Below are 26,202 nucleotides of genomic sequence, written 5' to 3'. Positions count from 1 at the left end.
TGAGACTAGGCCACGATCCCGGAGCGAGCTAGTCTTGCCATTCCAGATGAGGATTTTTGATGACCGAAGGTTTTTCCACCCGCACTCCCCAACAGGCCATGGCGGCCCTGCTTGACCGCTATGCTCCCGAACGCCTGCTGCTGGTGGGCAGCCAGGCGTTCCCGGCGCTGCAGGCGTTTCGCGAGGCACATCCCAACAGCCATGTGTTCCAGGCCATGCCCGGACCGCTATCGGCGGAGCTCGCCGGGCAACGCTTCGACTTGGCCCTGGTGGTGGACTGCCTGGAGCACATCCCCAAGCGCATCGGCCTGGAACTGCTCGGCGGCATCCGCAACCTCAACGCCAGCCGCATCGCCGTACTGGCCGACCTGCACGCCTGCGGCTGGCAAGACACCGACTTCTACTCCCTGGCCCTGCAAGTCAGCGAACGCTTCGCCCGGGACGAACAGGTCCTGTCCCTGTACACCTACGACTTGCGCGAATACAAACAAGTCCCCGACTGGCTGAACGCGAAGTTCTGGGCCAACCCGGAGAATTTTGGCAAGTATTGGTGGTAAATCATGAGTAGCACTATTTGCCCCTGCGGCAGCGGGGATCTGTTGCTGGCCTGTTGCGGCCATTTCCATGCCGGTCAGCCCGCACCCTGCGCCGAGAAGCTGATGCGTTCGCGTTACAGCGCCTATGTGCTGGGCCTGATCGATTATCTGGTGGCAACAACCCTGCCCGTGCAGCAGGCCGGGCTGAACCGCGAGTCCATCAGCCAGTGGAGTGCCCAGAGCACCTGGCTGGGCCTGGAGGTAGAAAGCGCCGAGGTGTTCGGCGGCAAGCCCGAGCACGGCTTCGTCACCTTTACCGCGCGCTGGCACGACAACGAAGGCGAGCACAGCCATCGCGAGCGTTCGTCGTTCGTGCAGAATCAGGGGCGTTGGTACTTTATCGACCCGACCGTGCCGCTCAAGGCCGGGCGCAATGACGCCTGCCCATGCGGCAGTGAGCAGAAATTCAAGAAGTGCTGCGCCGGCTTCGTCTGACCAGACGTTCAGCGCAGCTGCAGATGGGAGGTGTCCGGCGCCGGCGCCCCCGCTGCTTTCTTTGCCTGGCCCATGTCGCTGCCGGTCGGGGCCAGACTCAGTTGTGACAAGTCCAGCTTCAGCGGCGCTGCGGGCGGTTTGGGGTCTTGCATAGTGGCGCCGACCTCAGCAATGGCCAGGTCAGGCGCATCGACGTCGACAAAGGCGGCCATGTAGACGTCACGCGGCTTGACCTGCAAGCGCCCCGGCTTGACCACAGGCCCCGGCCTGACCGGCAGGTAACCGCGCTCGTCCGGCGGCGGTGCCAGTTCGACCTCCTCCATCGGCAGTTCCATGTCCACCACCTCGACCAAAGCCCCGGCGCGCTCCAGGGTCGAGCGGTATTTCTCGGCGGCGGCCTTGTCGAGGTTGTTCTTGAGCACCAGGCGCCGCCCGGAGAACAACAGCGCCAGGCGCTGGGCATCGGCCTGGAACAATTTGCCCAGGTTGGCCTGCACCCGTTCCAACTGGGCACCGGCAACGATCTGGCCACTGAAGACGATTTCGTAGAGAGTCATGGGGGCACACTCGAGTTGCACATAGGCACGAGTATGGCGCAGGCTCGATTCCTGCAACAACCGCCAGCAACCAATTGCCGGTTCCCGGAGCCAGTTCATGTTTTCTCAGGTGCATCTGTTCAAATCCATCGGCCTCGCGCTGTTGCTTGCCAATCTGACCGGCTGCGCCAGTTGGTTCAGCCAGTACGAAGAGCCGCAAGTGCATCTGCTCAAGGTTCAGGTGGTCAAGGCACACCTGCTGGAACAAAGCTTCAAGCTGCACTTTCGCATCGACAACCCCAACGACCGGGGCATGTGGGTGCGCGGGTTGAGCTACAAGATCCTGCTCAATAACGTGCAACTGGCCGAGGGCGATTACTCGGACCGCTTCCGCGTCGCGCCTCACACCAGCAAGTATTTCGTCATTCCGATCAAGACCAACCTGTGGCAGCACCTCAAATACCTGGCCAAATTGCTGGAAAAACCGCGCAACCCGATCCACTACCGCCTCGAAGGCAAGCTCAAGACCGGATTATTCTTCGGCCGCAGCGTGCGTATTGAGCGTGATGGCGAGATAATCCCCGGAGATTTGATTCCGGAGATTCCCAAATGAACCAACAACCCCATGTACATGGCCCCGATTGCAACCATGATCACGACCATCACGACCACGATCACGATCACGGCCATGTGCACGGTCCAAACTGCGGCCATGCCCATCAGGAGCCGGTGCGCAACGCGCTGAAAGACGTTGGCCGCAATGATCCCTGCCCATGTGGCAGCGACAAGAAATTCAAGAAGTGCCACGGCGCGTAACGCCTGGGGCATACGCAACGGCCTCCGTCACAGGAGGCCGTTTTCATTTGTGCCGCCGGCTCCCGGTGGTCGCAGAAAAATCCTGAAATAAACTCCGCTTCCCCGCTTGCGTGGCGCCTGCCCGCTCACTAACGTAGCGCCTTTGCCCTTTATCCGCCGCTACCCCCTCAGGAGCTTCGTCATGGCCTCGCCATCCCTATCCCATTTTCTCCCCCGGTTCGGCTATGCCGCTGCCGTGGCAGGCTTGCTGAGTGTGTCGGGCTGTCAACTCGACGGCCATGGCAGCGACAGCGTGCCGCCCACTACCGGGGTCGTGGCGATCAAGGGCCTGGCGCAGAACGTGTCGGTGCGGCGCAATAACCTGGGCATGCCGCTGATCGAGAGCAGTACCTTCCACGACGCGCTGTTCACCCTCGGTTATCTGCATGCCAGTGACCGCATCAGCCAGATGGTCGCCATGCGTCTGCTGGCCCAGGGCCGTCTGGCCGAACTGGAAGGCCCGGCGGCACTGGATGTCGACCGTCTGATGCGCTCGGTGAACCTGCGTAAAAGCGCGGGCGACCTGTATAACGGCTCCTCCCCCCGCCTCAAGCGCTTCTTCGAGGTCTATGCACGGGGCGTCAACGCCTACCTGTTCCGCTATCGCGACAAGCTGCCAGCCGACCTGGCCGATGCCGGTTACATCCCGGAATACTGGAAGCCCGAAGACTCGGCGCTGATCTTCAGCCTGCTGGATTTCAGCACCTCGGCCAACCTTCAACAGGAGCTGGCCTCGCTGCAACTGGCGCAAAAGGTCGGCCTGGACAAGCTGGCCTGGCTGATGCCGACCTATCCCGACGAAGAAGTGCCTCAGGCCGAAGCCGACAAGCTCAAGGGCGTGAACCTTAGCCAGGTGCAGGGCCTGGGCGACCTGAACAAGGCCGTCCTGCAACTCTCCGACCTGAATATGCTCAGCGTCGCCGCGTCGAATAACTGGGCGATCAGCCCGCAACGCAGCCGCACCGGCAAAAGCCTGCTGGCCAGCGACATGAACCTGCCCGCCGGACTGCCTTCGGCGTGGAACTTCGTCGAGATCCGCGCACCGAAATACCAGGCCGCAGGTGCCACCATCGCCGGTCTGCCACTGCTGCTGAGTGGCTTCAACGGCAAGCTGGCCTGGGGCATGACGGCGGTCAAGGGTGACAATCAGGACCTGTTCCTGGAGCAGATCAAGCGCGACAACAATCGCCTGATGTACCTGGCCAATGGCAAATGGCAACCCGCCGTGGCCCATGAGGAAACCTTCTTCGTCAAAGGCGGCCGCCCGGTTCGCGAAGCGTTCTACGAAACCCGCCATGGTGCGCTGCTCAACAGTGCCATTGGCGAGCGCAGCAGTCCGACCCAGGCCGTCGCCCTGAACAACGGCCTGGGCCTGGCCCTGCAAGTGCCGGACTTGAAAGACGACAAGAGCCTGGATGCCTATTTCGACCTGTCCCGGGCACCGACCGTCGAGCGCGCGTTCGACAAGAGCCGCGAGATCCGCTCCATCGCCTTGAATATGGTGTTTGCCGACGTCTCCAACACCGGTTGGCAAGTCACCGGGCGCTACCCGAACCGCCGCGACGGCCTCGGCCTGCTGCCGTCGCCGGGCTGGGACAGCCGCTACGACTGGGACGGTTTTGCCGACCCGATGCTGCACCCCTACGACCAGGATCCGCAGCAAGGCTGGATCGCCACCGCCAACCAGCGCACCGTACCCAAGGGCTACGGCATGCAGTTGTCCAACTCGTGGTTCGCCCCGGAGCGCGCCGAGCGCATCGCCGAACTGGCGGGCAGCGGCAAGCAGGACAGCCGCAGCCTGATCGCCATGCAGTACGACCAGACGACGACCTTCGCCGCCAAGCTGAAGAAGATGTTCGAAGCCCCCGGCATGGCCAAGCCTCTGCAACAGGCCATCGATGCCCTGCCGGAAGCCGAACGCGGCAAGGCGCGGGAAGCCTACTCGAGGTTGATGGCCTTCGACGGCAAGCTCAGTGCGACCTCGGCTGATGCGGCGCTGTACGAGCTGTTCCTGCAGGAAAGCAGCAAGCAGATTTTCCTCGACGAGCTGGGCCCGGAAACCAGCCCGGCCTGGAAAGCCCTAGTGGCAGGCGCCAACCTCGCCTACTCGGCTCAGGCCGATCACCTGCTCGGGCGTGAGGACAGCCCGTTCTGGGACGACCTGAAAACCCCGCAGAAAGAAGACAAACCGGCAATCCTGGCACGCAGCCTGGCCGCCGCCATCACTGCCGGGGACAGCCAGCTCGGCAGCGATCACAAGGCCTGGCAATGGGGCAAACTGCACCGCTATAACTGGACGGCGCAAGGCAATCAGTTGGCCAAGGCCCTGGGTGAAAGCAGCAACAGCAGCCTGAATCGCGGGCCGTTCCCGGCGGGCGGCGACCAAAGCACCCTGAACACCTCGGCCTATAGCTGGGGCCAGGACTTCGATGCCCGTTCGGTGCCTGCGTTGCGCATCATCGTCGACTTCGGCCTGAACGAGCCGCTGATGGGCCAAAGCGGTGCAGGCCAGTCCGGCAACCCGGCCAGCCCTAACTATGCCAACGGCATCGAGCCCTGGCTCAAGGCCCAGTACATGTCGATTCCGCTGCAACCGCAGAACCTGGAGCAGGCGTTTGGCAAACAGCGGTTGACCCTGACACCGGGGAAATAGCTGAATTCATGGCTTTTTATGTGGGACCGGCTTTAGCCGGGAAGGCGCAGGTGTGACCGATGGATGTCTGTCGCCTATCACCTTGTCTTCCCGGCTAAAGCCGGTCCCACATTCGCTCCAGCGCACCGTCCCAACGTTACCCGACGGCCCAAAGCGGCCTGTACTGGTAACGCGCCGGTAACCTAAAGCCGCACTTCGCCAGCCCCACCTGGGCGATCCAACTCAAACGTTCTTTGCCCGCTATTGGTGCACCATGTATTCTGCGCCCCTTTTTGGCCCTTCTGCGTCTTGCGTCGATAGTGGCTTTCTGCCGTTTGGTGCGGCGAAATTCCGCCTAAGTCAGCATTGCGACAACTGCTTATATTTAAAACGCACGTTCGCCTGTTTGGTTCGGAACTTGCTATCGTCTCTCGGTCTGGCCCTGCCGGTAGCAGGCCTCGCGTGATCCTAACGCTCAATTTGGTTTTAAGGACTGAACGATGAAAAAAGCATGGCTGACTCTCTCTGCATTGGCTATCTGCCTCGCCGCTGGCAATGCAATGGCCAAGGAATACAAGGAGCTGCGCTTCGGTGTTGACCCGTCTTACGCACCTTTCGAGTCGAAAGCTGCTGACGGTAGCCTGGTTGGCTTCGACATCGACCTGGGCAATGCCATCTGTGCCGAGCTGAAGGTCAAGTGCAAATGGGTCGAAAGCGATTTCGACGGCATGATCCCTGGCCTGAAGGCCAACAAGTTTGACGGCGTCATCTCGTCGATGACCGTGACCGAAGCCCGCCAGAAAGTCATCGACTTCTCCAGCGAACTGTTCTCCGGCCCGACCTCCCTGGTGTTCAAAAAAGGTGCAGGTTTCAGCACTCCGGAAAGCCTGAAAGGCAAAACCGTTGGCTATGAGCAAGGCACTATCCAGGAAGCCTACGCCAAGGCCGTACTGGACAAGGCTGGCGTCACCACCAAAGCCTACGCCAACCAGGACCAGGTTTATGCTGACCTGACCTCCGGTCGTCTGGACGCTTCGGTACAAGACATGCTGCAAGCTGAACTGGGCTTCCTGAAATCGCCAGCTGGCGCCGGCTACGAAGTCAGCAAGCCAATCGACGATCCACTGCTGCCAGCCAAGACTGCGGTCGGCATCTCCAAAGGCAACAAGGACCTCAAAGCCCTGTTGGACAAAGGCATCAAAGCTCTGCATGACGACGGCAAATACGCCGAAATCCAGAAGAAGCACTTTGGCGACCTGAATCTGTATAGCGGTAAGTAACACCCGGACGCCCATCGATACGGCGATGCTCCACTGCCGTCCTCGATGGGCGTTTTGTTTTATTGACCGCAAAGGCGAGATCCATGCTCGAAGCGCTTATGCAAAACCTGGGACTGTCGGCATTCAGCTTGAAAGGCTTCGGCCCGCTGCTGCTCGCAGGCACCTGGATGACCATCAAATTATCGGTACTGTCGCTGATCGTGAGCATCGTGCTCGGCCTGATCGGCGCCAGTGCCAAGCTGTCCGGCTCGGTATTGCTGCGCGCACCGGCCCAGCTCTACACCACCCTGATCCGCGGTGTGCCGGATCTGGTACTGATGCTGCTGATTTTCTATAGCCTGCAAACCTGGCTCAGCGGCATCACCGACGCCCTGGAATGGGACTACATCGAGATCGACCCGTTTGCGGCCGGGGTCATTACCCTGGGCTTCATCTACGGCGCCTATTTCACCGAGACCTTCCGTGGCGCGATCCTCGCGGTGCCGCGTGGTCAGGTCGAAGCCGCCACTGCGTATGGCCTCAAGCGCGGCCAGCGCTTTCGCTACGTTGTCTTCCCGCAGATGATGCGTTTCGCTCTGCCGGGTATCGGCAATAACTGGCAAGTGCTGCTCAAGGCCACCGCCCTGGTATCCATCATCGGCCTGGCCGACCTGGTCAAGGCGTCCCAGGACGCCGGCAAGAGCACCTACCAGCTGTTTTACTTCCTGGTCCTGGCAGCCCTGATTTACCTGCTGATCACCAGTGCCTCGAACTTTGCCCTGCGCTGGGCAGAACGGCGCTACTCCGCAGGCAGCCGGGAGGCGCAACGATGATTGAACTACTCCAGGAATACTGGCGGCCCTTCCTTTATAGCGACGGCCAGCACATCACCGGCCTGGCCATGACCCTGTGGCTGCTCAGTGCGTCCATCGCCATCGGCTTCCTCGTGTCCATTCCGTTGTCGATTGCCCGCGTGTCCAGCAACCGCCTGGTACGCTGGCCGGTGCAGTTCTACACCTACCTGTTCCGTGGCACGCCGCTGTATATCCAGTTGCTGATCTGCTACACCGGCATCTACAGCATCGCCGCCGTGCGCGCCCAGCCGTTGCTCGACATGTTCTTCCGCGATGCCATGAACTGCACCATCCTGGCCTTCGCCCTGAACACCTGCGCCTACACCACCGAGATCTTCGCCGGGGCCATCCGCAACATGTCCCACGGCGAAGTCGAAGCGGCCAAGGCCTATGGCCTGACCGGCTGGAGGCTCTACACCTACGTGATCATGCCGTCAGCCCTGCGTCGTTCGCTGCCTTATTACAGCAACGAAGTGATCCTGATGCTGCACTCGACCACCGTGGCCTTCACCGCCACCGTGCCGGACATCCTCAAGGTGGCTCGTGACGCCAACTCGGCGACCTTCATGACCTTCCAGTCGTTCGGCATCGCCGCGCTGATCTACCTGACGGTCACGTTCATTCTGGTCGGCCTGTTCCGCCTCGCCGAACGCCGCTGGCTGGCCTTCCTCGGCCCGTCTCACTAGGACCTGCCTGAATGCGTCATCTGACACATGATCTGCTCGCCCCCGTGCCCGGCACCGCGCGGCAGATCCACAGCTTTCACTACGGCCCGCAAGACGGCGCCTGCAAGATCTACATCCAGGCCTCGCTGCATGCCGACGAACTGCCCGGCATGCTGGTGGCCTGGTATCTGAAACAGCGCCTGGCCGAACTGGAAAACGCCGGGCGCCTGCTCGGCGAGATCGTGGTCGTGCCCGTGGCCAACCCCATCGGCCTGGAACAGGTGCTGATGGACATCCCCCTGGGCCGCTATGAGATGGAAAGCGGACAGAACTTCAACCGCCTGTTCGTGGACCTGAGCCTGCAGGTTGGCGATGACATAGCAGACCGCCTCAACGACGACCCGGCGCACAACATCGCCCTGGTCCGCCAGAGTTTGCGCGCCGCTCTTGAAGCCCAGGTGGCCGGCACTCAGTTGCAATCCCAGCGCCTGACCCTGCAACGCCTGGCCTGCGACGCCGACATGGTGCTGGACCTGCACTGCGACTTCGAATCCGTCGAACACCTGTACACCACGCCCGAAGCCTGGAAAAAGGTCGAGCCGCTGTCGCGCTATCTCGGTGCCCAGGCCAGCCTGTTGGCGACCGACTCCGGCGGCCAGTCCTTCGACGAGTGCTTCACGCTGGTCTGGTGGCAATTGCAGGAACGCTTCGGTCACCGCTTCAATCTGCCCATGGGCAGTTTTTCGGTGACTCTGGAGCTGCGCGGCCAGGGTGACGTCAATCACGCTCTGGCCAGCCGCGACTGTCAGGCGCTGATCAACTACCTGATTCACTTTGGCGCCATCAGCGGCGATATCAGCATCCCGCCGCAACTGCTCTACCCGGCCACGCCACTGGCCGCCGTCGAACCGGTCGCAACTCCGGTCGGTGGCCTGCTGGTGTTCTGCACCCAGCCCGGCGAGTACGTCGAGGCCGGACAACTGATCGCGGAAGTCATCGACCCCATCGGCGATGGCGTTACCCCCATCCATACGCTCAACGCAGGCCTGCTCTACGCCCGCTCGCTGCGACGCATGGCGACGGCCGGAATGGTCATCGCCCACGTTGCAGGCACCGAGGCCTACCGCAGCGGCTACCTGCTTTCTCCTTAAGGACTGCCTGTCATGTACAAACTGACCATCGATGGCCTGCATAAAAGCTATGGCGATCACCAAGTACTCAAAGGCGTCTCGCTCAAGGCCAGCAGCGGCGACGTCATCTGCCTGATCGGCGCCAGCGGCTCGGGCAAGAGCACCTTCCTGCGCTGCATCAACTTCCTGGAACAGCCCAACGACGGCGCCATGAGCCTGGATGGCGAGCAGATCCGCATGGTCAGTGACAAGGGCGGCATGCGCGTCGCCGACCCGGACGAACTGCAACGCATCCGCACACGCCTGGCCATGGTGTTCCAACACTTCAACCTGTGGGCGCACATGACCGTGCTGGAAAACATCACCATGGCGCCACGCCGGGTGCTGGGTGTGTCCAAACAGGAAGCCGAAGCGCGCGCGCACAAATACCTGGAAAAGGTCGGCCTGCCCGCCCGGGTCGCCGAGCAATACCCGGCATTCCTCTCCGGCGGCCAGCAACAGCGCGTGGCGATTGCCCGGGCACTGGCGATGGAACCGGAAATCATGCTGTTCGACGAACCGACCTCGGCGCTGGATCCGGAACTGGTCGGCGAGGTGCTCAAGGTGATCCAGGGCCTGGCCGAAGAAGGCCGCACCATGATCCTGGTGACCCACGAAATGGGCTTTGCCCGCAAGGTCGCTAATCAGGTGATCTTCCTGCACCAGGGCCAGATCGAAGAGTCCGGGCATCCGGATCAGGTGCTCAATACGCCGAAGAGCGAGCGGTTGCAGCAATTCTTGAGCGGCAACCTCAAATAAGCCTGTTTCTGCAGCCTGTGTGGGAGCGAATTCATTCGCGAAAGCGGTAGGACCGATGATACATAGGCGTCGGATGTACCGGCCTCTTCGCGAATGAATTCGCTCCCACAATTCGGCCGCGCTGAATCACCAACAAAACTATTCCCGCCACCGCGCTGTCTCTGACTTATCCCCTTTCAGAGCACAGCGCCGGGCATGGGCAAACCTGACGACTTCGCGCAGCAATGGTTTTCAGCCGCGGGCTGGAAGCCTTTCCCGTTCCAGAAAGAGGTATGGACCGCCGTCAGGCACGGCCAGTCCGGTTTGCTCCATGCCAGCACCGGCGCAGGGAAAACCTACGCCGTGTGGTTCGCCGCACTCAATCGCTTCGCCCAGCCCGCGCCTCTTCCAGCTGACGACAAGCCGCGTAAGCGTAAATCCGTCGCCGCCCCTTTGCAGGTACTGTGGATCACGCCCATGCGCGCTCTGGCTGCCGATACCGCAAGGGCTCTGGAAGCGCCACTGCTCGATCTGCAGATTCCCTGGAGTGTCGGCCTGCGTACCGGCGACACCAGCAGCAGCGAGCGCGCCAGGCAAGGCCGACGCCTGCCCTCGGCACTGATAACCACCCCGGAAAGCCTGACCTTGCTGCTGACCCGCGCCGATGCAGCAAGCCTGTTTTCGACGCTGAAAATGGTCGTAGTCGATGAATGGCATGAGCTGATCGGCAACAAGCGTGGCGTGCAATTGCAACTGGCCCTGGCCCGCTTGCGCCGCTTCACCCCCAATCTGATTGTCTGGGGCGTATCAGCAACCTTGGGTAACCAGCGTCACGCCCAACAGGTACTAGTCGGTGACAGCGGCATCAGCGTGCAAGGCAAGCTGAACAAACAGTTGATCGTCGATACCCTGCTGCCGTCCACCATCGACCGCTTCCCCTGGGCCGGGCATATGGGCCTGCGCATGCTGCCCCAGGTGCTGGCCGAAGTGGACAGCAGTACCAGCTGCCTGCTGTTCACCAATACCCGCGCGCAATCGGAAATCTGGTATCAAGCCCTGCTCCAGGCCCGCCCCGACTGGGCCGGGCTGATTGCCCTGCATCACGGCTCGCTATCTCGCGAGGTACGTGACTGGGTCGAGCGGGCGCTTAAACAGGGCCACCTGAAAGCCGTGGTCTGCACCTCGAGCCTCGACCTGGGGGTGGATTTCCTGCCCGTCGAACGCGTGCTGCAAATAGGCTCGCCCAAGGGCATTGCCCGGTTGATGCAGCGCGCGGGTCGCTCTGGTCATGCGCCCGGTCGGCCGTCGCGCGTGACCCTGGTGCCGACCCACAGCCTGGAACTGGTGGAAGCTGCCGCCGCCCACGACGCCGTGGCTGCGCGCATGATCGAAGGCCGGGAATCGCCGCACAAACCATTGGATGTACTGGTCCAGCATGTCGTGAGCATGGCCCTGGGCGGCGGCTTCCGCCCCGACGAGCTGCGCGAAGAAGTGCGCAGCGCCTGGGCCTATCACGACCTGACGGACGAAGAATGGCAATGGGCCCTGGCCTTTGTCCGCCACGGCGGCCACTCCCTGACCGCCTATCCCGACTATCGCCGCGTAGAACCCGACGAAGACGGCATCTGGCGGGTGCCGGACGCTCATCTGGCGCGGCGCCATCGCATGAGCATCGGCACCATCGTCAGCGATGCCAGCATCACCGTGAAGTATTGGAAAAAAGGCGGCGGGGGCGGCTCTCTGGGCACCGTCGAAGAAGGTTTCATTGCCCGGCTCAAGCCCGGCGACGGATTTCTGTTCAGCGGGCGCCTGCTGGAGCTGGTGCGGGTCGAAAACATGACCGCCTACGTGCAGCGCGCGACGCGCAAAAAGGCCGCCGTACCGCGCTGGAATGGCGGGCGCATGCCACTGTCGAGTGAGCTTGCCGAGGCCGTGGTGGAAAAATTCGACGCCGCCGCACAGGGCGAGTTTCGCAGCCCGGAAATGCAAGCGGTCAAACCGCTGCTGCAAGTGCAGCAGCAATGGTCGGCACTGCCGCAGCGAGACACCCTGCTGGCCGAAACACTTAAGTCACGGGAAGGCTGGCACCTGTTCCTCTACCCCTTCGCCGGGCGCCATGTGCACCTGGGTCTGGCCAGCCTGCTCGCCTGGCGCTTGAGCAAGCAACGACCGCTGACGTTCTCCATTGCCGTCAACGATTACGGCTTCGAGCTACTGAGCGCCAGCGCAGTGGACTGGGCCGATCAGTTGAACGCCGGGCTGTTCAGCCCGGAGCATTTGCTGGAAGACATTCTCGCCAGCCTCAATGCCGGTGAATTGGCATTACGCCGCTTCCGCGAAATCGCCCGTATCGCTGGCCTGGTATTTTCCGGCTATCCCGGCGCGCCGAAGAGCAACCGGCAGTTGCAGGCCTCCAGTGGGCTGTTTTTCGAGGTATTCCGCCAGTACGACCCGAGTAATCTGCTGCTGTCCCAGGCCGAACAAGAGGTGTTGCGCCAGGAACTGGATCTGAAGCGCCTGGAGCACTCGCTGCAACACATCAACCAGTGTCGCCTGGACCTGCATGCCATCAAGCGCCCCACGCCCATGGCCTTCCCGCTCCTGGTCGAGCGCATGCGTGAAAGCCTGACCACCGAGAAACTGGCCGACCGCATCGCGCGCATGGTCGGTGACCTGGAAAAAGCCGCAGGACCGGAGGCCACGCAATGAAACCTTACCTGCCGGTGACCCTGGCCGGGGCAGAGCTGTGGCTGCTGGCGGACAAGGCGATCTACTACCCCGAACACCGCGCCCTGCTGATTGCCGACATACATCTGGGCAAGGCGGCCGTCTACCGCAAACTGGGGCAACCCGCGCCCCATGGCACCACCCAGGGCAATCTGCAGCGCCTGGACCGGCTGTTGACGGCCTATCCCTGTGACCGGCTGATCTTTCTCGGCGATTTCCTCCATGCACCGGAATCCCATGCGGCAGCGACTCTCGCGGCCATTGAGCAGTGGCGTGAACAGCATCCTGCCTTGCCCATGACCCTGATTCGCGGTAACCATGACGAACGTGCCGGCGACCCTCCTGCCTCGCTGAATATCGAAGTCATCAGCGGACCACTGCTGCTCGGCCCCTTCGCCCTGCAACATGAACCCGATCCACACCCGACCCGGCACGTACTGGCCGGGCACGTCCATCCTGTTTTCCGTCTACATGGCCTGGGTCGCCAGAGTCTGCGCCTGCCGTGTTTTTATCTGAATGAGCGGGTCAGCCTGTTGCCGGCGTTCGGTGAGTTCACTGGGGGATTTCAGGTAAAACGAAAGGGCGCAGGCAAAATTTACCTGACGGGTGATGGCGGGGTGTGGGCGGTGAGTTCCTGAATCAGTTCGGGATCATAAGGCTGCGGACCATGTGGGACCGGCTTTAGCCGGTCCCACAGAAAATCAATCGCCGTCAGGCCACAGGCACCGGAGGCAGCTCGTCAGGCCCGGTTGGCTCGCCCGGTTCTTCAGGCTGCGGATAGTCATTGGGGGTATCGGGGTTGGGCTGGCCGGGAATACCGCCACCCACCATGTTGAACTGCGGATGCGCCAACAGCGACCAAGCCAGAAGTCCGATCTCATTGGCTTGAGGGGTGGCGACAGGTTTGATGTTTGTCTTCATGGGCACTCCAGGGCTGAGCCCCACCTGCTCCTGCAAGTGGAAGCGATTCAACCTGTAGAGTGCCGTTTTCAAGACTAATTCACTTTCGAGATGACCAACGGCAGATCAGGTGCGTGGCAGGGTGACGCCGCGCTGGCCCTGGTACTTGCCGCCACGGTCCTTGTAGGACACTTCGCATTCTTCGTCGGACTCAAGGAAGAGCATCTGCGCCACGCCTTCGTTGGCATAGATCTTCGCCGGCAGCGTGGTGGTGTTGGAGAATTCCAGGGTCACATGACCTTCCCACTCCGGTTCCAGCGGCGTGACGTTGACGATGATGCCGCAGCGAGCGTAGGTGCTCTTGCCCAGGCAGATGGTCAGCACATTGCGCGGAATGCGGAAATATTCGACGGTGCGGGCCAGGGCAAAGGAGTTCGGCGGGATGATGCAGACGTCGCTCTTGATGTCGACGAAGCTCTTTTCATCGAAATTCTTCGGATCGACGGTCGCTGAATTGATGTTGGTGAACACCTTGAATTCATCGGCGCAACGCACGTCGTAGCCGTAACTGGACACACCGAAGGAGATCACCCGATCGGCGCCTTCGCCGCGCACCTGGCGCTCCACGAAGGGTTCGATCATGCCGTGTTCCTGCGCCATGCGGCGAATCCACTTGTCCGATTTGATGCTCATGGCGGTGTCCTGAATAGCGAGGTGAAAAAAGATGTCCGGCATCTTACCGGGCCTGCGCGTCGGGTTCAAAGACTGTGGAGCGGCGGCGCACGGCCCGTTCACCGGGATTGGAAATAATCGCTCACAGACCATTGGCACGTCCCGGAAAAAGGGTTAAGGTGGCGCCACTGTGTTGCTTGTGTCACTGAGAATCTCTACACGATGTTGAATTTCGATCCAACCATCTCCATGAATTTTCCAGCTCTTTGCACTCAGTCTCGGCCAGGGCTCTTCCTGAGTCGCAGTTAACTTTGTCCAAGGAGATATACTATGTCCAATCGCCAAACTGGTACCGTTAAGTGGTTCAACGATGAAAAAGGCTTCGGCTTCATCACTCCACAATCCGGTGACGACCTGTTCGTGCACTTCAAAGCTATCCAATCCGACGGCTTCAAAAGCCTGAAAGAAGGCCAACAGGTTTCTTTCATCGCTACCCGCGGTCAGAAAGGCATGCAAGCTGAAGAAGTTCAAGTTATCTAACTTGTCCTTATTCGCTTAAAGAAAACCCCGCCAAAAGCGGGGTTTTTTTATGCCTGCGCAAAACCGATTGCCCCCTAGGACCGGCTTTAGCCGGGAGGCGCCCTCCCGGCTAAAGCCGGTCCTACGGGCGTCTCGGGTCAGTCGTCACTAACCGAAATACTCGGCATCGCCTGGCTATTCGCCTCCTGCAACACCAACCGCGCGCCCACCTGACGAGCCAGTTCCTGATAGACCATGGCAATCTGGCTTTCCGGCTCGGCAATCACCGTCGGCTTGCCACCATCGGCCTGCTCGCGGATCAGCATCGACAGCGGCAGCGAAGCCAGCAGGTCGACGCCATACTGCGACGCCAGCTTCTCACCGCCGCCCTCGCCAAACAGATGCTCGGCATGGCCGCAGTTCGAGCAGATATGCACCGCCATGTTCTCGACCACGCCCAGAACAGGGATATTGACCTTGCGAAACATCTCCACGCCCTTCTTGGCATCCAGCAGCGCCAGATCCTGCGGAGTGGTGACGATGACCGAACCGGCCACTGGCACTTTCTGCGCCAGGGTCAACTGGATATCACCGGTGCCCGGCGGCATGTCGATGACCAGATAGTCCAGGTCATTCCAGGCGGTCTGAGTGACCAGCTGCAGCAGCGCTCCCGACACCATCGGCCCGCGCCAGACCATCGGCGTGTTGTCGTCGGTGAGGAAGGCCATGGACATTACTTCAATACCATGGGCTTCGATCGGCACGAACCACTTCTGATCCTTGATCTTCGGTCGCGTACCTTCGGCAATACCGAACATCACGCCCTGGCTCGGACCATAGATATCAGCATCGAGAATACCGACCCGCGCGCCCTCGCGAGACAGGGCCAGCGCCAGATTGGCCGCCGTGGTCGACTTGCCCACACCGCCCTTGCCGGACGCCACGGCGATGATGTTCTTGACGTTGCTCAGGCTCGGCACCTGGCCCTGGGCCTTGTGCGCGGCGATCACGCTGTTGATCTCGACCTTGGCCGAGGACACACCGTCCAGGCCCTCGATGGCGATCTGCAGCATCTGCGCCCAGCCATTCTTGAACAACGCGGCGGCATAACCCAGTTCCAGGCGCACCTGGACCTGCCCGCCATTGATCTCTATGGCCCGTACGCAACCGGCGCTGACCGGGTCCTGGTTCAAATAAGGGTCGGTGTATTGACGAAGGACGGCTTCCACCGCGGCGCGACTGACTGCGCTCATGGGTAACTCCCGAAGAAATGGCTGAGTAAAACAGGCGGCTATCCTACCCCTTCTCTCGAACCGCGGCATGATTTCGCCGCACATCAAGGCACATTCCCACGTCAGCGCGGGGTGAAAAAAAATGCTCAGACCTTTATAGTGGCCGACCTCCGTTTCACTTCAAGTAGCCGAGCCCCATGTCCGAGCCACGCAAGATTCTCGTCACCAGCGCCCTGCCCTATGCCAATGGTTCCATTCACCTTGGCCACATGCTCGAGTACATCCAGACCGACATGTGGGTGCGCTTCCAGAAGCATCGCGGCAACCAGTGCGTGTATGTCTGCGCAGACGACGCCCATGGCTCGGCAATCATGCTGCGCGCGGAAAAAGAAGGCATTACCCCGGAACAGCTGATCGACAACGTCAAGGCCGAACACAGCGCCGACTTTGCCGACTTTCTGGTGGACTTCGACAATTTCCATTCGACCCACTCGGATGAAAACCGCGAGCTGTCGAGCCTGATCTACACGCGCCTGCGCGATGCCGGGCATATTGCCACCCGTTCGGTGACCCAGTACTTCGACCCGGAAAAGAAAATGTTCCTGGCCGACCGCTTCATCAAGGGCACTTGCCCGAAGTGCGGCACCGAGGACCAATACGGCGACAACTGCGAGAAGTGCGGCGCCACCTATGCGCCGACCGATCTGAAGGATCCGAAGTCGGCCATCTCCGGCGCCACGCCGGTGCTCAAGGACTCCAAGCACTTCTTCTTCGACCTGCCCGCCTTCGACGCCATGCTCAAGAGCTGGACCCGCAGCGGCACCCTGCAGGACGCCGTGGCCAACAAGCTCTCCGAGTGGCTGGACACCGGCCTGCAACAGTGGGACATCTCCCGCGACGCGCCGTATTTCGGCTTCGAGATCCCGGATGAGCCGGGCAAGTATTTCTATGTCTGGCTGGACGCACCGATCGGTTACATGGCCAGCTTCAAGAACCTCTGTGCGCGCCGTCCGGAACTGGACTTCGACGCCTTCTGGGCGCCGGACTCCACCGGCGAGCTGTACCACTTCATCGGCAAGGACATCGTCAACTTCCACGCCCTGTTCTGGCCCGCCATGCTCGAAGGCGCCGGTTTCCGCAAGCCGACCGGTATCAACGTGCACGGCTACCTGACCGTCAACGGCCAGAAGATGTCCAAGTCCCGCGGTACGTTCATCAAGGCCCGCACCTACCTGGAACACCTGTCGCCGGAATACCTGCGTTACTACTACGCGGCCAAGCTGGGCCGTGGCGTCGACGACCTGGACCTGAACCTCGAAGACTTCGTGCAGAAGGTCAATTCGGACCTGATCGGCAAGGTGGTCAACATTGCCAGCCGTTGCGCCGGCTTTATCCACAAGGGCAATGCAGGCGTGCTGGTGGCCGGCAATGCCGCGCCGGAACTGACCGAGGCCTTCCTCGCTGCCGCGCCCGGCATCGCCGAAGCCTACGAAGGCCGTGACTTTGCCCGCGCCATGCGCGAGATCATGGGCCTGGCCGACCGCGCCAACGCCTATATCGCCGAAAAAGCGCCGTGGGCCCTGGCCAAGCAGGAAGGCAAACAGGACGAGGTACAGGCCATCTGTGCCTTGGGCGTCAACCTGTTCCGCCAGTTGGTGATTTTCCTCAAGCCTGTACTGCCGCAACTGGCCGCCGATGCCGAGCAGTTCCTCAACGTCGCGCCACTGACCTGGGACGACCACCTGACCCTGCTGAGCAATCATCAGCTCAACCCGTTCCAGGCCCTGATGACCCGTATCGATCCAGTCAAGGTCGAGGCCATGACTGCCGCTTCGAAAGAAGACCTGACCGCCCAGGCCACCGACACCGCGCCCAAAGGCAACGGTGAACTGGCCAAGGATCCGCTGTCGGCAGAAATCGACTTCGACGCCTTCGCCGCCATCGACCTGCGCGTAGCCCTGATCGTCAAGGCCGAGCACGTGGACGGTGCCGACAAGCTACTGCGTCTGACCCTGGACATCGGCGACGAGCAACGCAACGTGTTCTCCGGAATCAAGAGCGCCTACCCGAACCCGGCGGAACTGGAAGGTCGCCTGACCATGATGATCGCCAACCTCAAGCCACGGAAAATGCGCTTCGGCATCTCCGAAGGCATGGTGATGGCGGCTGGTCCTGGCGGTGAAGAAATCTATCTGCTCAGCCCGGACAGCGGCGCCAAGCCGGGTCAACGGATCAAGTAAGACCAATCAGGCGCGATATGGGAGCCGGCTTGCCGGCTCTTATCAACGGCTGCGCAACTATCCTGATTGGAATACGATTTTTGTAGGAGCTGTCGAAGGCTGCGAAAGCGGTGCATCCGACAGACCCAATCGCAGCCTTCGGCAGCTCCTACAGGCCCGTGTTTGCTGCCCGACAGCCCCAAGGCCTGAAAGATCATGACGGGTGAACCCATGAGCCTGATCCAGCGTATCGATGCGCTGCTGCCGCAAACCCAGTGCGGCAAATGCGGCCATCCCGGCTGCAAGCCTTACGCACAAGGAATTGCCCAAGGCGAAGCGATCAACAAATGCCCGCCCGGCGGCGACGAGACCATCGCCGCCCTGGCAGAGCTGTTGCGTGTTCCTTTGCTGTCACTGGATAGCGAACGCGGCTCGGCGCCTGCCCAGGTGGCATTTATTCGCGAGGCCGAGTGCATTGGCTGCACCAAATGCATCCAGGCCTGCCCGGTAGACGCCATCGTCGGCGCCGCCAAACTGATGCATACGGTGATCAGCGATGAATGTACGGGCTGCGACCTGTGTGTAGCCCCCTGCCCGGTCGATTGCATCGATATGCTGCCACTGGTCCCCAGCGGCATTACGCCGATTGTCGGCGGTCTGGCCTTCGACAGCGAACAACGCCAGACCCGGGCGGTTAAACGCGATCGCGCCCGCAAACGCTTTGAATTCCGTAACGCTCGTCTGCATCGGGAAGAGCAGCTGCGCCTTGCCGAACGAAAGGCCCGCACGGCCCAAGCCACGATGGCCATCCCGAGCGCAGCGGCATCAGGCGCGCTCCCTGCCGCCGTCCAGGACGAAGCCCTGAAAAAGGCACGCATTGCCGTGGCGATGAGTCGCGCCCAGCTGCACAAGGCACTGAAAGCCTTCAGACACCCCCCCATTGCCGAGCAGGCCGTCCAACTGCGAACAATGGGGCAAGCATTCGAACAGGCCGAACAGGAACTGGAGCGCCTGCTTATTCAGAACAGCGCTGTAGCCATGCCAACGGTCACGGCGCCGACAGTGGATGATGGCAACCTCAAGCGCGCCAAGATCCAGCTGGCCATGGCCCGGGCCGCCCTGAACAAGGCTCGCACCAACCAGGCCCCGCAAGAACAGTTGCAGACGCTGGGCGCAGAAGTTGAACGGGCCGAACAGGCGTTACAGGACGCCGGTCAGCCCCCTATCAAGGAAATGTCGTCGTCATGAATGCAGTGAAACGCCTTGAGATTTTTCGTCGGCTGCACGAAGACAATCCGGATCCCAAGACCGAACTGGCCTACACCACGCCGTTCGAGCTGTTGATATCGGTCATCCTTTCAGCCCAGGCCACCGATGTCAGCGTTAACAAAGCCATGGCAAAGCTGTATCCGGTTGCTAACACGCCCGAAGCGATTTTTGCGTTGGGTGTGGACGGCCTGTCCGAGTACATCAAGACCATCGGCCTGTATAACAGCAAGGCCAAGAACGTGATTGAGACCTGCCGACTGCTGATAGAGCACCACAACAGCCAGGTCCCGGAAACCCGGGAGGCGCTCGAGGCATTGCCCGGCGTAGGTCGCAAGACCGCCAACGTCGTGCTCAACACCGCATTCCGTCAGATAGCCATGGCCGTCGACACGCATATTTTCAGGGTCAGCAACCGAACCGGCATCGCGCCGGGCAAGAATGTCGTTGAAGTTGAAAAGCAGCTGATGAAGTTCGTGCCCAAACCGTATCTGCTCGACGCACACCATTGGCTGATCCTGCACGGCCGTTATGTCTGTCAGGCACGCAAGCCACGCTGCGGTAGTTGCAGGATCGAAGACCTGTGCGAATACAAGCTCAAGACCTCGGACGATTGACTGATAGAGAGTTCTAGTGTCAATCGATTGAAAAAATCTTTTTTACCCGTCTCGGGATTCTCGCTATAAGGTGCGCCAATGACAGCCTAAGCCTGGAGTCAAGTGATGAGTACTGACAAAGAGCAGTTAGACGTAGACGACGATTTCATTGCTGTTGAAGCGGACGATAGTGAACAACCTCCCGTCGAGCAGGCCAAGACCAATCTGAGCAAGCGCCGCACTATCGACAACCTGCTTGAAGAACGCCGCCTGCAAAAGCAATTGGCCGATTACGATTTCGATCTCTGACCTCCTGTCCTGCCCCGAACCCCAACGGTTAAGCCCCTCCTCAGCAAGGGGCTTTGACGCATTTGCAAATAGACGAGTCAAATCAGGCAATACCTCGTTTATTACCCTCCCAATAGTTGGACCCGGCGCGAGTCAGACCAAGCCATTGCGCTGCGCAAGTTCAATGAGATCAACCAGCGAATGAGCATTGAGCTTGAGTAGCAGGCGAGTCTTGTAAGTGCTGACGGTTTTATTGCTCAAGAACATGCTGTCAGCAATTTCCTTGTTGGTCCTGCCCCTGGCGAGTTGCTGCAGCACCATCATTTCCCGCCCGGACAGACGATCGACCATATCCGCCTCGCTGGCGTTACCCATGCTGGAACGCACGGTGTGCAGGGCCTGATTGGGGAAATAGCTGTAGCCCGACAGCACCGCCTTGATGGCGCTGAGCAATTCGGTCAGGTCCTGCTGCTTGCACACATAGCCTGCCGCTCCGGCCTGCATGCAGCGCATGGAGAAATGCCCCGGCGATTGGGACGTCAGGATCAGAACCTTGAATGACAGGGTCATGGCGGACAAACGGGAAATGACTTCCAGACCATCGAGTTTGGGGATGCCGATGTCCAGAATTACGATATCCGGCAAGTGCTCACGCGCCAGTTGCAGTGCGTCCACTCCATTGTCTGTCTCCGCGATGACCTCATAACCATGACGCTCCATCAGCATGCGTACGGCAAGGCGAATGACGGGATGATCGTCCACGATCAGCACTTTATTCATGGGCAGTCCAAATTTTGCTATTAGAATTTTCAGAGTCAGCACAATAGCCTAGTCGTTTACTGCTTTGCATGGCACACCCCCCTACGGACTAACACCCAAAGACCATTCCCACTTCCGGAACAGATTTTTCCTACAAAATTAAGCAAAACAGATAGCGCCTCCATAGCCTTCACGAAAGATTCTCCCTGAAACGACATAAAGCATTACGAAGTCGATAGCGCATGATGGCAAACCACAACCTGATGAAAAGAATTATTACAATAAGCACTCGCACCTATCAAATACCCCTTTGGACTAATCAATACACCTATACCGGGCCAATGAATATGAGCCTTTGTGGACACCATTGATCACCCCAACCGCTACAACATAGCTCATAGCCACTACTTTTGATCGCCCTCGAGATCTTTCGTACCGATTGACTTTCCTGAGCCGGGTTAGCGGGCATTTACGCAGCAGCAGACAACTCATCCGCCCAGAATAACCTCGATAACAGGAAAGCATTCGAACGAAGGTTCAGAATTTATTGCGAACACTGATCGTTTGCCCTTTCGAGACCAAAAAATTACACACCCTGCTACGCTTTTTTATATACACATATATATTTTGGGAAAAAAGCTACAGAGTTTTCAGACAATTCCTTCCGTAAAGTCACTCTATAAGACTTTCGATACCGCTCTCCTTATAGAGCCTTTCACCACAACACCCCAACAACCGTCTTATTAGTTTTTAACCGACAAACACTTCGCAATGCGTTAACCTTTCATGCCTATATAGCTCATTCGACAAACAGCTAATACTATATTGCTGCTGATTTCCATCCCCCTCCCAACAAAGAGGAAAGGGACTACACAACTAACAGACGTCAAAAACAAACATGTAAGACAGCCACCCCCTCGACAATAAAATTCATGTAAAGTGATTTTTTTCACTTGCAAATGCCATTACCTGTCGTTACTTTTTCAAAAAACAAGCCACTTTTTACTCCCGCAAAAGCCAAGGAAATCAAATAGCGCGCCTTCAAATAATGGGCACGTGATATGTGGTCCCCTCAACTATGTTGCACTAGATGGAATCTGCGTATCGAGCGAACGGAAAGGATTCGAGCGACAGGAACATGACCATTCAAAGATATTGACTCTTCGACTACTTGAGGAGCGCGCACTCACTCCTTTTGGATTGGTCATGTGTATAACCATGCTCAAAAAGGGATATGCCATGAACAATAAATTTTCTCATTCGACGTCCTATGATCCAAACACTCTGGATCTGACTGCTGCGGTAGAGCAGTTCGTTGCCAAGGGAGGTGTCATCGATGTAATACCCGACGCAGAGTCTGTCGATTCATCATCTGAGCCAGGTATCGCCTGCGCAGCACTTTGCCCTGTCGAGCCGGACAGGCAAGCCAAGGCCGAGCAGTTAAAGGGACTCGTAGCCAAGGGAGCGGGCGTGTGTGCATTGCAATATTCATTGAAAATGAACAAGAAAGAAATTCGACAACTTGCCATTGAGCACGGGGTGAAGATCGCCTTCAGCCGTCCCATACTGGAGATCAAACGAGAGGCACGGCAAGATCCGTCGGAAATAGATGATGTCGTCGCGGGGCATGCCATGCACTTTTCCAGCCTCGGTTATACAGCTCAGGAGATTGCTCAAATGCTCGGACTCAACCTGCGACAAGTGTGGAACATCGGCAAGGCTTACCGAATAGAGTTCAAACACTCAAACGAGGACCCCGATCTCACCTAAATAAACATCCACGTTTGTTGGCTACAGGTGCCGGTAGAAGTCCGACCACTCTGCCATCCAGGCTATCGACTTGCTACCGGACCTCGTCGCACTGAACGTAATGAATAACCCTTTTGTCTATTGCAAAAATCTCACACTCTGATTAAACGAGCTCTCTCCTGACAACTGAAAGGACGCTCAAATGAAATACCCGACCCGTCTTATTAACCCAATCACGATCATTGCCATTTTTGCCGCACTTTCCGAAGCCTCGGCAACCAGCGTACTGCCTTACTTGGGTGAACAGGATCGAAAGATATACAGCTGGTTTTTAATCGCTTTTCCATCTGCCCTGGTGGTGATGTTTTTCCTGACACTTAATTTCAACCCCAAGGTTTTTCATGCACCGACCGAGCACAAGGAGGATGGTTACAAACGAGGGAAAAACCAAGAGAGTGCTGTGAAGTCTGCAAAATGAAACACATGCCCTGCGCTTTACCCTGCCCCGATACCCCCGTATTTTTTCGATACAGGTTAATGTGTAGGAAAAACACTGAAATCTTTTACGAGGCATAACTATGAGTCAAAGAAAAGCCATCAAAAACTGTAGGAAAACGAGTAAAAACATCGAGATATACAGCTGTGTACTCGTGGGCCATTTTATTCGAAGCGCAGAACCAGGCATTTGCCCATCCAACCTTCAGACGGCTGCAGTTCACCGCGAAAACAGGCTTGAAGCGTCTCCATACAAAAGCGACTAATGTTCAGACGATCGCTACCGAAATGCGATCAAGGATACGAACTGTAACGGCCCAGTTAGCGAAAATGCTTTCGGCACCTATCAACTTGAAATGTTTTGTCACCCGGAGTTTCTATGTCATTACTCAAAGAGTTTCGCGATACTGAAAACGCGCTAAACCAACAATTGAAAAGAATGGAGAAACTGAAAAAAAATACAGCATTGATAAAAGACCTCGAGTTTGAACAGAAACTTGAGGCACTCATGAAACGCTACAGCAAGAAAATGGAGGACTTGTTGGCTTTTCTGCAACCGACATCACCCCTTGCGGGCAATCAGGCACAGGAACAGCGGGCACCGTATGGGGCAACGTCGAAAAAGACCAACAGCACTATCAAGAAAGCACAACGTTGAATGCAACAGGCAACACAGCCAGGCGTATGAGCCCGGTACACACCTATTCCAGGGGCAGCCCCATGTGGGGCTGCCTCTTGCGCAAAAACGCTCTTAGAACAGCTTGCGGCCTTTGTTGGCCGCGATACGCATACGCAGGGCGTTGAGCTTGATGAAGCCCGCCGCGTCGGCCTGGTTGTACGCACCGCCGTCTTCTTCGAAGGTCGCGATGTTAGCGTCGAACAACGACTCGTCGGACTTGCGGCCGGTGACGATCACATTGCCCTTGTACAGCTTCAGGCGCACAACGCCGTTCACATGGGCCTGGGACGCATCGATCATCTGTTGCAGCATCAGACGCTCAGGGCTCCACCAGTAGCCGGTATAGATCAGGCTGGCGTACTTGGGCATCAACTCATCCTTGAGGTGAGCGACTTCACGGTCCAGGGTGATCGATTCGATCGCACGGTGGGCGCGCAGCATGATGGTGCCGCCGGGCGTCTCGTAGCAGCCGCGCGACTTCATGCCGACGTAACGGTTCTCGACGATGTCCAGACGGCCAATGCCGTGCTCGCCGCCGATACGGTTAAGGGTCGCCAGCACGGTCGCTGGAGTCATCTCAACGCCGTCCAGGGCCACGATGTCGCCGTTGCGGTAGGTCAACTCCAGGTACTGCGGTGCGTCAGGCGCGTTTTCCGGGGAAACGGTCCAACGCCACATGTCTTCTTCGTGCTCGGTCCAGGTGTCTTCCAGCACGCCGCCTTCGTAGGAGATGTGCAGCAGGTTGGCGTCCATCGAGTACGGGGATTTTTTCTTGCCGTGACGCTCGATCGGAATCGCGTGCTTCTCGGCGTAGTCCATCAGCTTCTCGCGCGACAGCAGGTCCCACTCGCGCCAAGGGGCGATCACTTTCACGCCTGGCTTGAGGGCGTAGGCGCCCAGTTCGAAACGAACCTGATCGTTACCTTTGCCGGTAGCGCCGTGGGAAATGGCGTCAGCGCCGGTTTCGTTGGCGATTTCGATCAGGCGCTTGGCGATCAACGGACGGGCGATGGAAGTACCCAGCAGGTACTCGCCTTCATAGACAGTGTTGGCGCGGAACATCGGAAACACGAAATCACGCACGAATTCTTCGCGCAGATCGTCGATGTAGATTTCTTTTACGCCCATGGCCTGAGCCTTGGCGCGTGCCGGCTCGACTTCTTCGCCCTGACCCAGGTCAGCGGTAAAGGTCACCACTTCGCAGTTATAGGTATCCTGCAGCCACTTGAGGATTACCGAAGTATCCAGGCCACCGGAATACGCCAGAACTACCTTGTTTACGTCCGCCATGCCATCACTCCACCGGGTTGTACGGAAAACCGGTGATTCTACCGTCGAAACGGTTGAAGTTATAGAGGCGCGACAGCTTGTGACGACCAAGCGACAGAATCTTTCGCCTGTGCGACTCCGTCAGGAGATCTTCGCTGCACTGGTCGAACTGGCCACGGGCACAGGCGCGGCCTTTTGGTCTGCAGGGGCGCGATCAAGGTGCACATTGACCCGACGGTTGCGCGCACGGTTGGCGTTGTTAGTGTTCGGCGCCAACGGATAGGCCTCGCCATGGAAGCGGACGTTGATCTGCTCCTCGGGAATGCCCTGAGCCTTGAGGTATTCCATCACTGCCAGCGCGCGCCGACGAGACAGGTCACGGTTGGTCAGACGATTACCACTGTTATCGGAGTGGCCATCGAGATCGACGTGATTGACCGTCGGATCGGCCTTCATAAAGGCCACTATGGTATCCAGCCGACGCTTGGCATTGGCATCCAGTTCGATACCGCCGCCGGGAAAGCCGACTTCCGTCTGCTTGACCTGTTCGAAGTTCATCGGCAACAGCTTGGCCACACACAACTGGTAATCGGTATAGGCCTGGCTGAACTTGACCGGCAGCAGGCGCACTTCCATCAGGCCGCTGCCCTGGCTGGAATAGTGGCGGATGACCGGGCTGCGCCCGTCCATCAAGCCGCTGATGAGTTGCCCGGCCTGGCCCTGGGAGCTGTTGAACGGCACATCACCGTTAACCACCCGCACGGAACCCAGGTTGATATCGCCACGACCCGGCTGCCAGGGCGAGGCCGCCGCGATCAGGGTCGCAGACCCCCGACCGAGCATGTTGCCCGGCGCATTCAGACGAAAGGTCGCCTGCTCTCCCGCACGGCGCACGAACTCGCCCGCACCGAAACCGGTGATGGGTTGGCTCAAGCGACACTCGAACTTGTCGCCTTCGACCTTCCACTCAATGCTTTCCAGACGCGTCTGGAAGGTAAGCGCCATGGCCGGAAGGCTGGCGAACATGCTGAGCAAGGCTAAATATCGCTGGCGCACGGGAGGCTCCATTTCAAAAAGTGTCGCGTAACAAAAA

27 protein-coding genes are annotated in these 26,202 nt (G+C 59.1%); 20 read left to right on the top strand and 7 right to left on the bottom strand.

Annotation, left to right across the window (positions count from 1 at the left end; all coding sequences use genetic code 11):
- Positions 1-59 precede the first annotated feature (59 nt).
- Together M2401_RS01820 and M2401_RS01815 are read left to right on the top strand one after the other, a co-directional pair.
- A complete protein-coding gene (locus tag M2401_RS01820) occupies positions 60-557 on the top strand; it encodes a DUF6231 family protein (RefSeq protein ID WP_259098962.1) in 498 nt (165 codons plus the stop codon).
- Between the two features lie 3 nt (positions 558-560).
- A complete protein-coding gene (locus tag M2401_RS01815; protein ID WP_259098960.1) occupies positions 561-1,031 on the top strand; it encodes a YchJ family protein in 471 nt (156 codons plus the stop codon).
- An 8-nt stretch (positions 1,032-1,039) separates the two neighbouring features.
- Here the strand turns inward: M2401_RS01815 and M2401_RS01810 are convergent, their stop codons facing one another.
- A complete protein-coding gene (locus M2401_RS01810) occupies positions 1,040-1,588 on the bottom strand; it encodes a hypothetical protein (RefSeq protein ID WP_259099865.1) in 549 nt (182 codons plus the stop codon).
- A 97-nt stretch (positions 1,589-1,685) separates the two neighbouring features.
- Here M2401_RS01810 and M2401_RS01805 point away from each other — a divergent pair, with 97 nt between their 5' ends.
- From M2401_RS01805 to pdeM, 10 genes are all read left to right on the top strand, one after another.
- Complete coding sequence (locus M2401_RS01805; RefSeq protein ID WP_259098958.1) at positions 1,686-2,180, top strand: LEA type 2 family protein; 495 nt, start codon at positions 1,686-1,688, stop codon at positions 2,178-2,180.
- Complete coding sequence (locus tag M2401_RS01800) at positions 2,177-2,383, top strand: SEC-C metal-binding domain-containing protein (RefSeq protein WP_259098957.1); 207 nt, start codon at positions 2,177-2,179, stop codon at positions 2,381-2,383. The genes M2401_RS01805 and M2401_RS01800 overlap by 4 nt, the downstream gene beginning before the upstream one ends.
- Positions 2,384-2,564: 181 nt before the next feature.
- Complete coding sequence (locus M2401_RS01795) at positions 2,565-5,075, top strand: penicillin acylase family protein (protein WP_259098955.1); 2,511 nt, start codon at positions 2,565-2,567, stop codon at positions 5,073-5,075.
- 479 nt (positions 5,076-5,554) lie between these two features.
- On the top strand, positions 5,555-6,334 hold the full coding sequence (locus tag M2401_RS01790; protein WP_259098953.1) for a transporter substrate-binding domain-containing protein: 780 nt from the start codon (positions 5,555-5,557) through the stop codon (positions 6,332-6,334).
- An 83-nt stretch (positions 6,335-6,417) separates the two neighbouring features.
- Positions 6,418-7,146 (top strand): ABC transporter permease, encoded by a 729-nt coding sequence (locus tag M2401_RS01785; RefSeq protein WP_259098951.1) that lies wholly within the window; start codon positions 6,418-6,420, stop codon positions 7,144-7,146.
- Positions 7,143-7,853 carry an ABC transporter permease gene (locus M2401_RS01780; RefSeq protein WP_259098950.1) on the top strand — a complete coding sequence of 237 codons (711 nt, stop codon included), beginning with the start codon at positions 7,143-7,145 and terminating at the stop codon, positions 7,851-7,853. Before M2401_RS01785 ends, M2401_RS01780 begins: the two co-directional genes overlap by 4 nt.
- Before the next feature lie 11 nt (positions 7,854-7,864).
- Positions 7,865-8,983: a succinylglutamate desuccinylase/aspartoacylase family protein gene (locus tag M2401_RS01775; protein ID WP_259098949.1), complete on the top strand. Its 1,119-nt coding sequence runs from the start codon at positions 7,865-7,867 to the stop codon at positions 8,981-8,983.
- Positions 8,984-8,995: 12 nt separating this feature from the next.
- Positions 8,996-9,760 carry an ABC transporter ATP-binding protein gene (locus M2401_RS01770; RefSeq protein WP_259098945.1) on the top strand — a complete coding sequence of 255 codons (765 nt, stop codon included), beginning with the start codon at positions 8,996-8,998 and terminating at the stop codon, positions 9,758-9,760.
- A gap of 195 nt (positions 9,761-9,955) precedes the next feature.
- Entirely contained in the window at positions 9,956-12,448 is a 2,493-nt protein-coding gene (locus M2401_RS01765) for a ligase-associated DNA damage response DEXH box helicase (RefSeq protein WP_259098944.1), read from the top strand.
- Positions 12,445-13,104 carry a ligase-associated DNA damage response endonuclease PdeM gene (gene pdeM / locus M2401_RS01760; RefSeq protein WP_259098941.1) on the top strand — a complete coding sequence of 220 codons (660 nt, stop codon included), beginning with the start codon at positions 12,445-12,447 and terminating at the stop codon, positions 13,102-13,104. The genes M2401_RS01765 and pdeM overlap by 4 nt, the downstream gene beginning before the upstream one ends.
- A gap of 73 nt (positions 13,105-13,177) precedes the next feature.
- Here pdeM and M2401_RS01755 read toward each other — a convergent pair whose 3' ends face one another.
- Positions 13,178-13,387: a hypothetical protein gene (locus M2401_RS01755; RefSeq protein ID WP_259098940.1), complete on the bottom strand. Its 210-nt coding sequence runs from the start codon at positions 13,385-13,387 to the stop codon at positions 13,178-13,180.
- A 105-nt stretch (positions 13,388-13,492) separates the two neighbouring features.
- Positions 13,493-14,059, bottom strand: a complete 567-nt coding sequence (dcd, locus tag M2401_RS01750) for a dCTP deaminase (RefSeq protein WP_002554836.1) — start codon at positions 14,057-14,059, stop codon at positions 13,493-13,495.
- 309 nt (positions 14,060-14,368) lie between these two features.
- Between dcd and M2401_RS01745 the strand changes: the two genes are divergently transcribed.
- Complete coding sequence (locus M2401_RS01745) at positions 14,369-14,578, top strand: cold-shock protein (protein WP_002554837.1); 210 nt, start codon at positions 14,369-14,371, stop codon at positions 14,576-14,578.
- Between the two features lie 137 nt (positions 14,579-14,715).
- Here M2401_RS01745 and apbC read toward each other — a convergent pair whose 3' ends face one another.
- Positions 14,716-15,810, bottom strand: a complete 1,095-nt coding sequence (gene apbC, locus M2401_RS01740) for an iron-sulfur cluster carrier protein ApbC (RefSeq protein WP_259098732.1) — start codon at positions 15,808-15,810, stop codon at positions 14,716-14,718.
- 176 nt (positions 15,811-15,986) lie between these two features.
- Here apbC and metG point away from each other — a divergent pair, with 176 nt between their 5' ends.
- From metG to M2401_RS01720, 4 genes are all read left to right on the top strand, one after another.
- The gene (gene metG, locus M2401_RS01735) at positions 15,987-18,029 is read left to right on the top strand and encodes a methionine--tRNA ligase (protein ID WP_259098730.1); all 2,043 of its coding nucleotides are present in this window, start codon (positions 15,987-15,989) and stop codon (positions 18,027-18,029) included.
- Positions 18,030-18,239: 210 nt separating this feature from the next.
- A complete protein-coding gene (gene rsxB / locus M2401_RS01730; RefSeq protein ID WP_259099862.1) occupies positions 18,240-19,256 on the top strand; it encodes an electron transport complex subunit RsxB in 1,017 nt (338 codons plus the stop codon).
- A complete protein-coding gene (nth, locus tag M2401_RS01725; protein WP_259098728.1) occupies positions 19,253-19,891 on the top strand; it encodes an endonuclease III in 639 nt (212 codons plus the stop codon). Before rsxB ends, nth begins: the two co-directional genes overlap by 4 nt.
- Positions 19,892-19,996: 105 nt before the next feature.
- Positions 19,997-20,179 carry a PA3496 family putative envelope integrity protein gene (locus tag M2401_RS01720; protein ID WP_259098727.1) on the top strand — a complete coding sequence of 61 codons (183 nt, stop codon included), beginning with the start codon at positions 19,997-19,999 and terminating at the stop codon, positions 20,177-20,179.
- Positions 20,180-20,311: 132 nt separating this feature from the next.
- Here M2401_RS01720 and M2401_RS01715 read toward each other — a convergent pair whose 3' ends face one another.
- Positions 20,312-20,938 (bottom strand): response regulator transcription factor, encoded by a 627-nt coding sequence (locus M2401_RS01715; protein ID WP_259098725.1) that lies wholly within the window; start codon positions 20,936-20,938, stop codon positions 20,312-20,314.
- A 1,185-nt stretch (positions 20,939-22,123) separates the two neighbouring features.
- Between M2401_RS01715 and M2401_RS01710 the strand changes: the two genes are divergently transcribed.
- From M2401_RS01710 to M2401_RS01700, 3 genes are all read left to right on the top strand, one after another.
- Complete coding sequence (locus M2401_RS01710) at positions 22,124-22,687, top strand: hypothetical protein (protein WP_409033863.1); 564 nt, start codon at positions 22,124-22,126, stop codon at positions 22,685-22,687.
- A 181-nt stretch (positions 22,688-22,868) separates the two neighbouring features.
- Positions 22,869-23,144, top strand: a complete 276-nt coding sequence (locus tag M2401_RS01705; protein ID WP_259098722.1) for a hypothetical protein — start codon at positions 22,869-22,871, stop codon at positions 23,142-23,144.
- 396 nt (positions 23,145-23,540) lie between these two features.
- Complete coding sequence (locus M2401_RS01700; protein ID WP_259098720.1) at positions 23,541-23,819, top strand: hypothetical protein; 279 nt, start codon at positions 23,541-23,543, stop codon at positions 23,817-23,819.
- Positions 23,820-23,912: 93 nt separating this feature from the next.
- On the opposite strand, the gene M2401_RS01695 is transcribed toward M2401_RS01700, so the two are convergent.
- Together M2401_RS01695 and M2401_RS01690 are read right to left on the bottom strand one after the other, a co-directional pair.
- Complete coding sequence (locus M2401_RS01695; RefSeq protein ID WP_259098719.1) at positions 23,913-25,130, bottom strand: argininosuccinate synthase; 1,218 nt, start codon at positions 25,128-25,130, stop codon at positions 23,913-23,915.
- A gap of 120 nt (positions 25,131-25,250) precedes the next feature.
- Entirely contained in the window at positions 25,251-26,165 is a 915-nt protein-coding gene (locus M2401_RS01690) for an OmpA family protein (RefSeq protein WP_259098718.1), read from the bottom strand.
- Positions 26,166-26,202: the final 37 nt, after the last annotated feature.

Source organism: Pseudomonas sp. JUb42, assembly GCF_024807945.1.
Taxonomy (GTDB): Bacteria; Pseudomonadota; Gammaproteobacteria; order Pseudomonadales; family Pseudomonadaceae; genus Aquipseudomonas.
The sequence above is the reverse complement of the archived record's forward strand: the minus strand, read 5'-3'. Positions and strand labels throughout refer to the sequence as shown.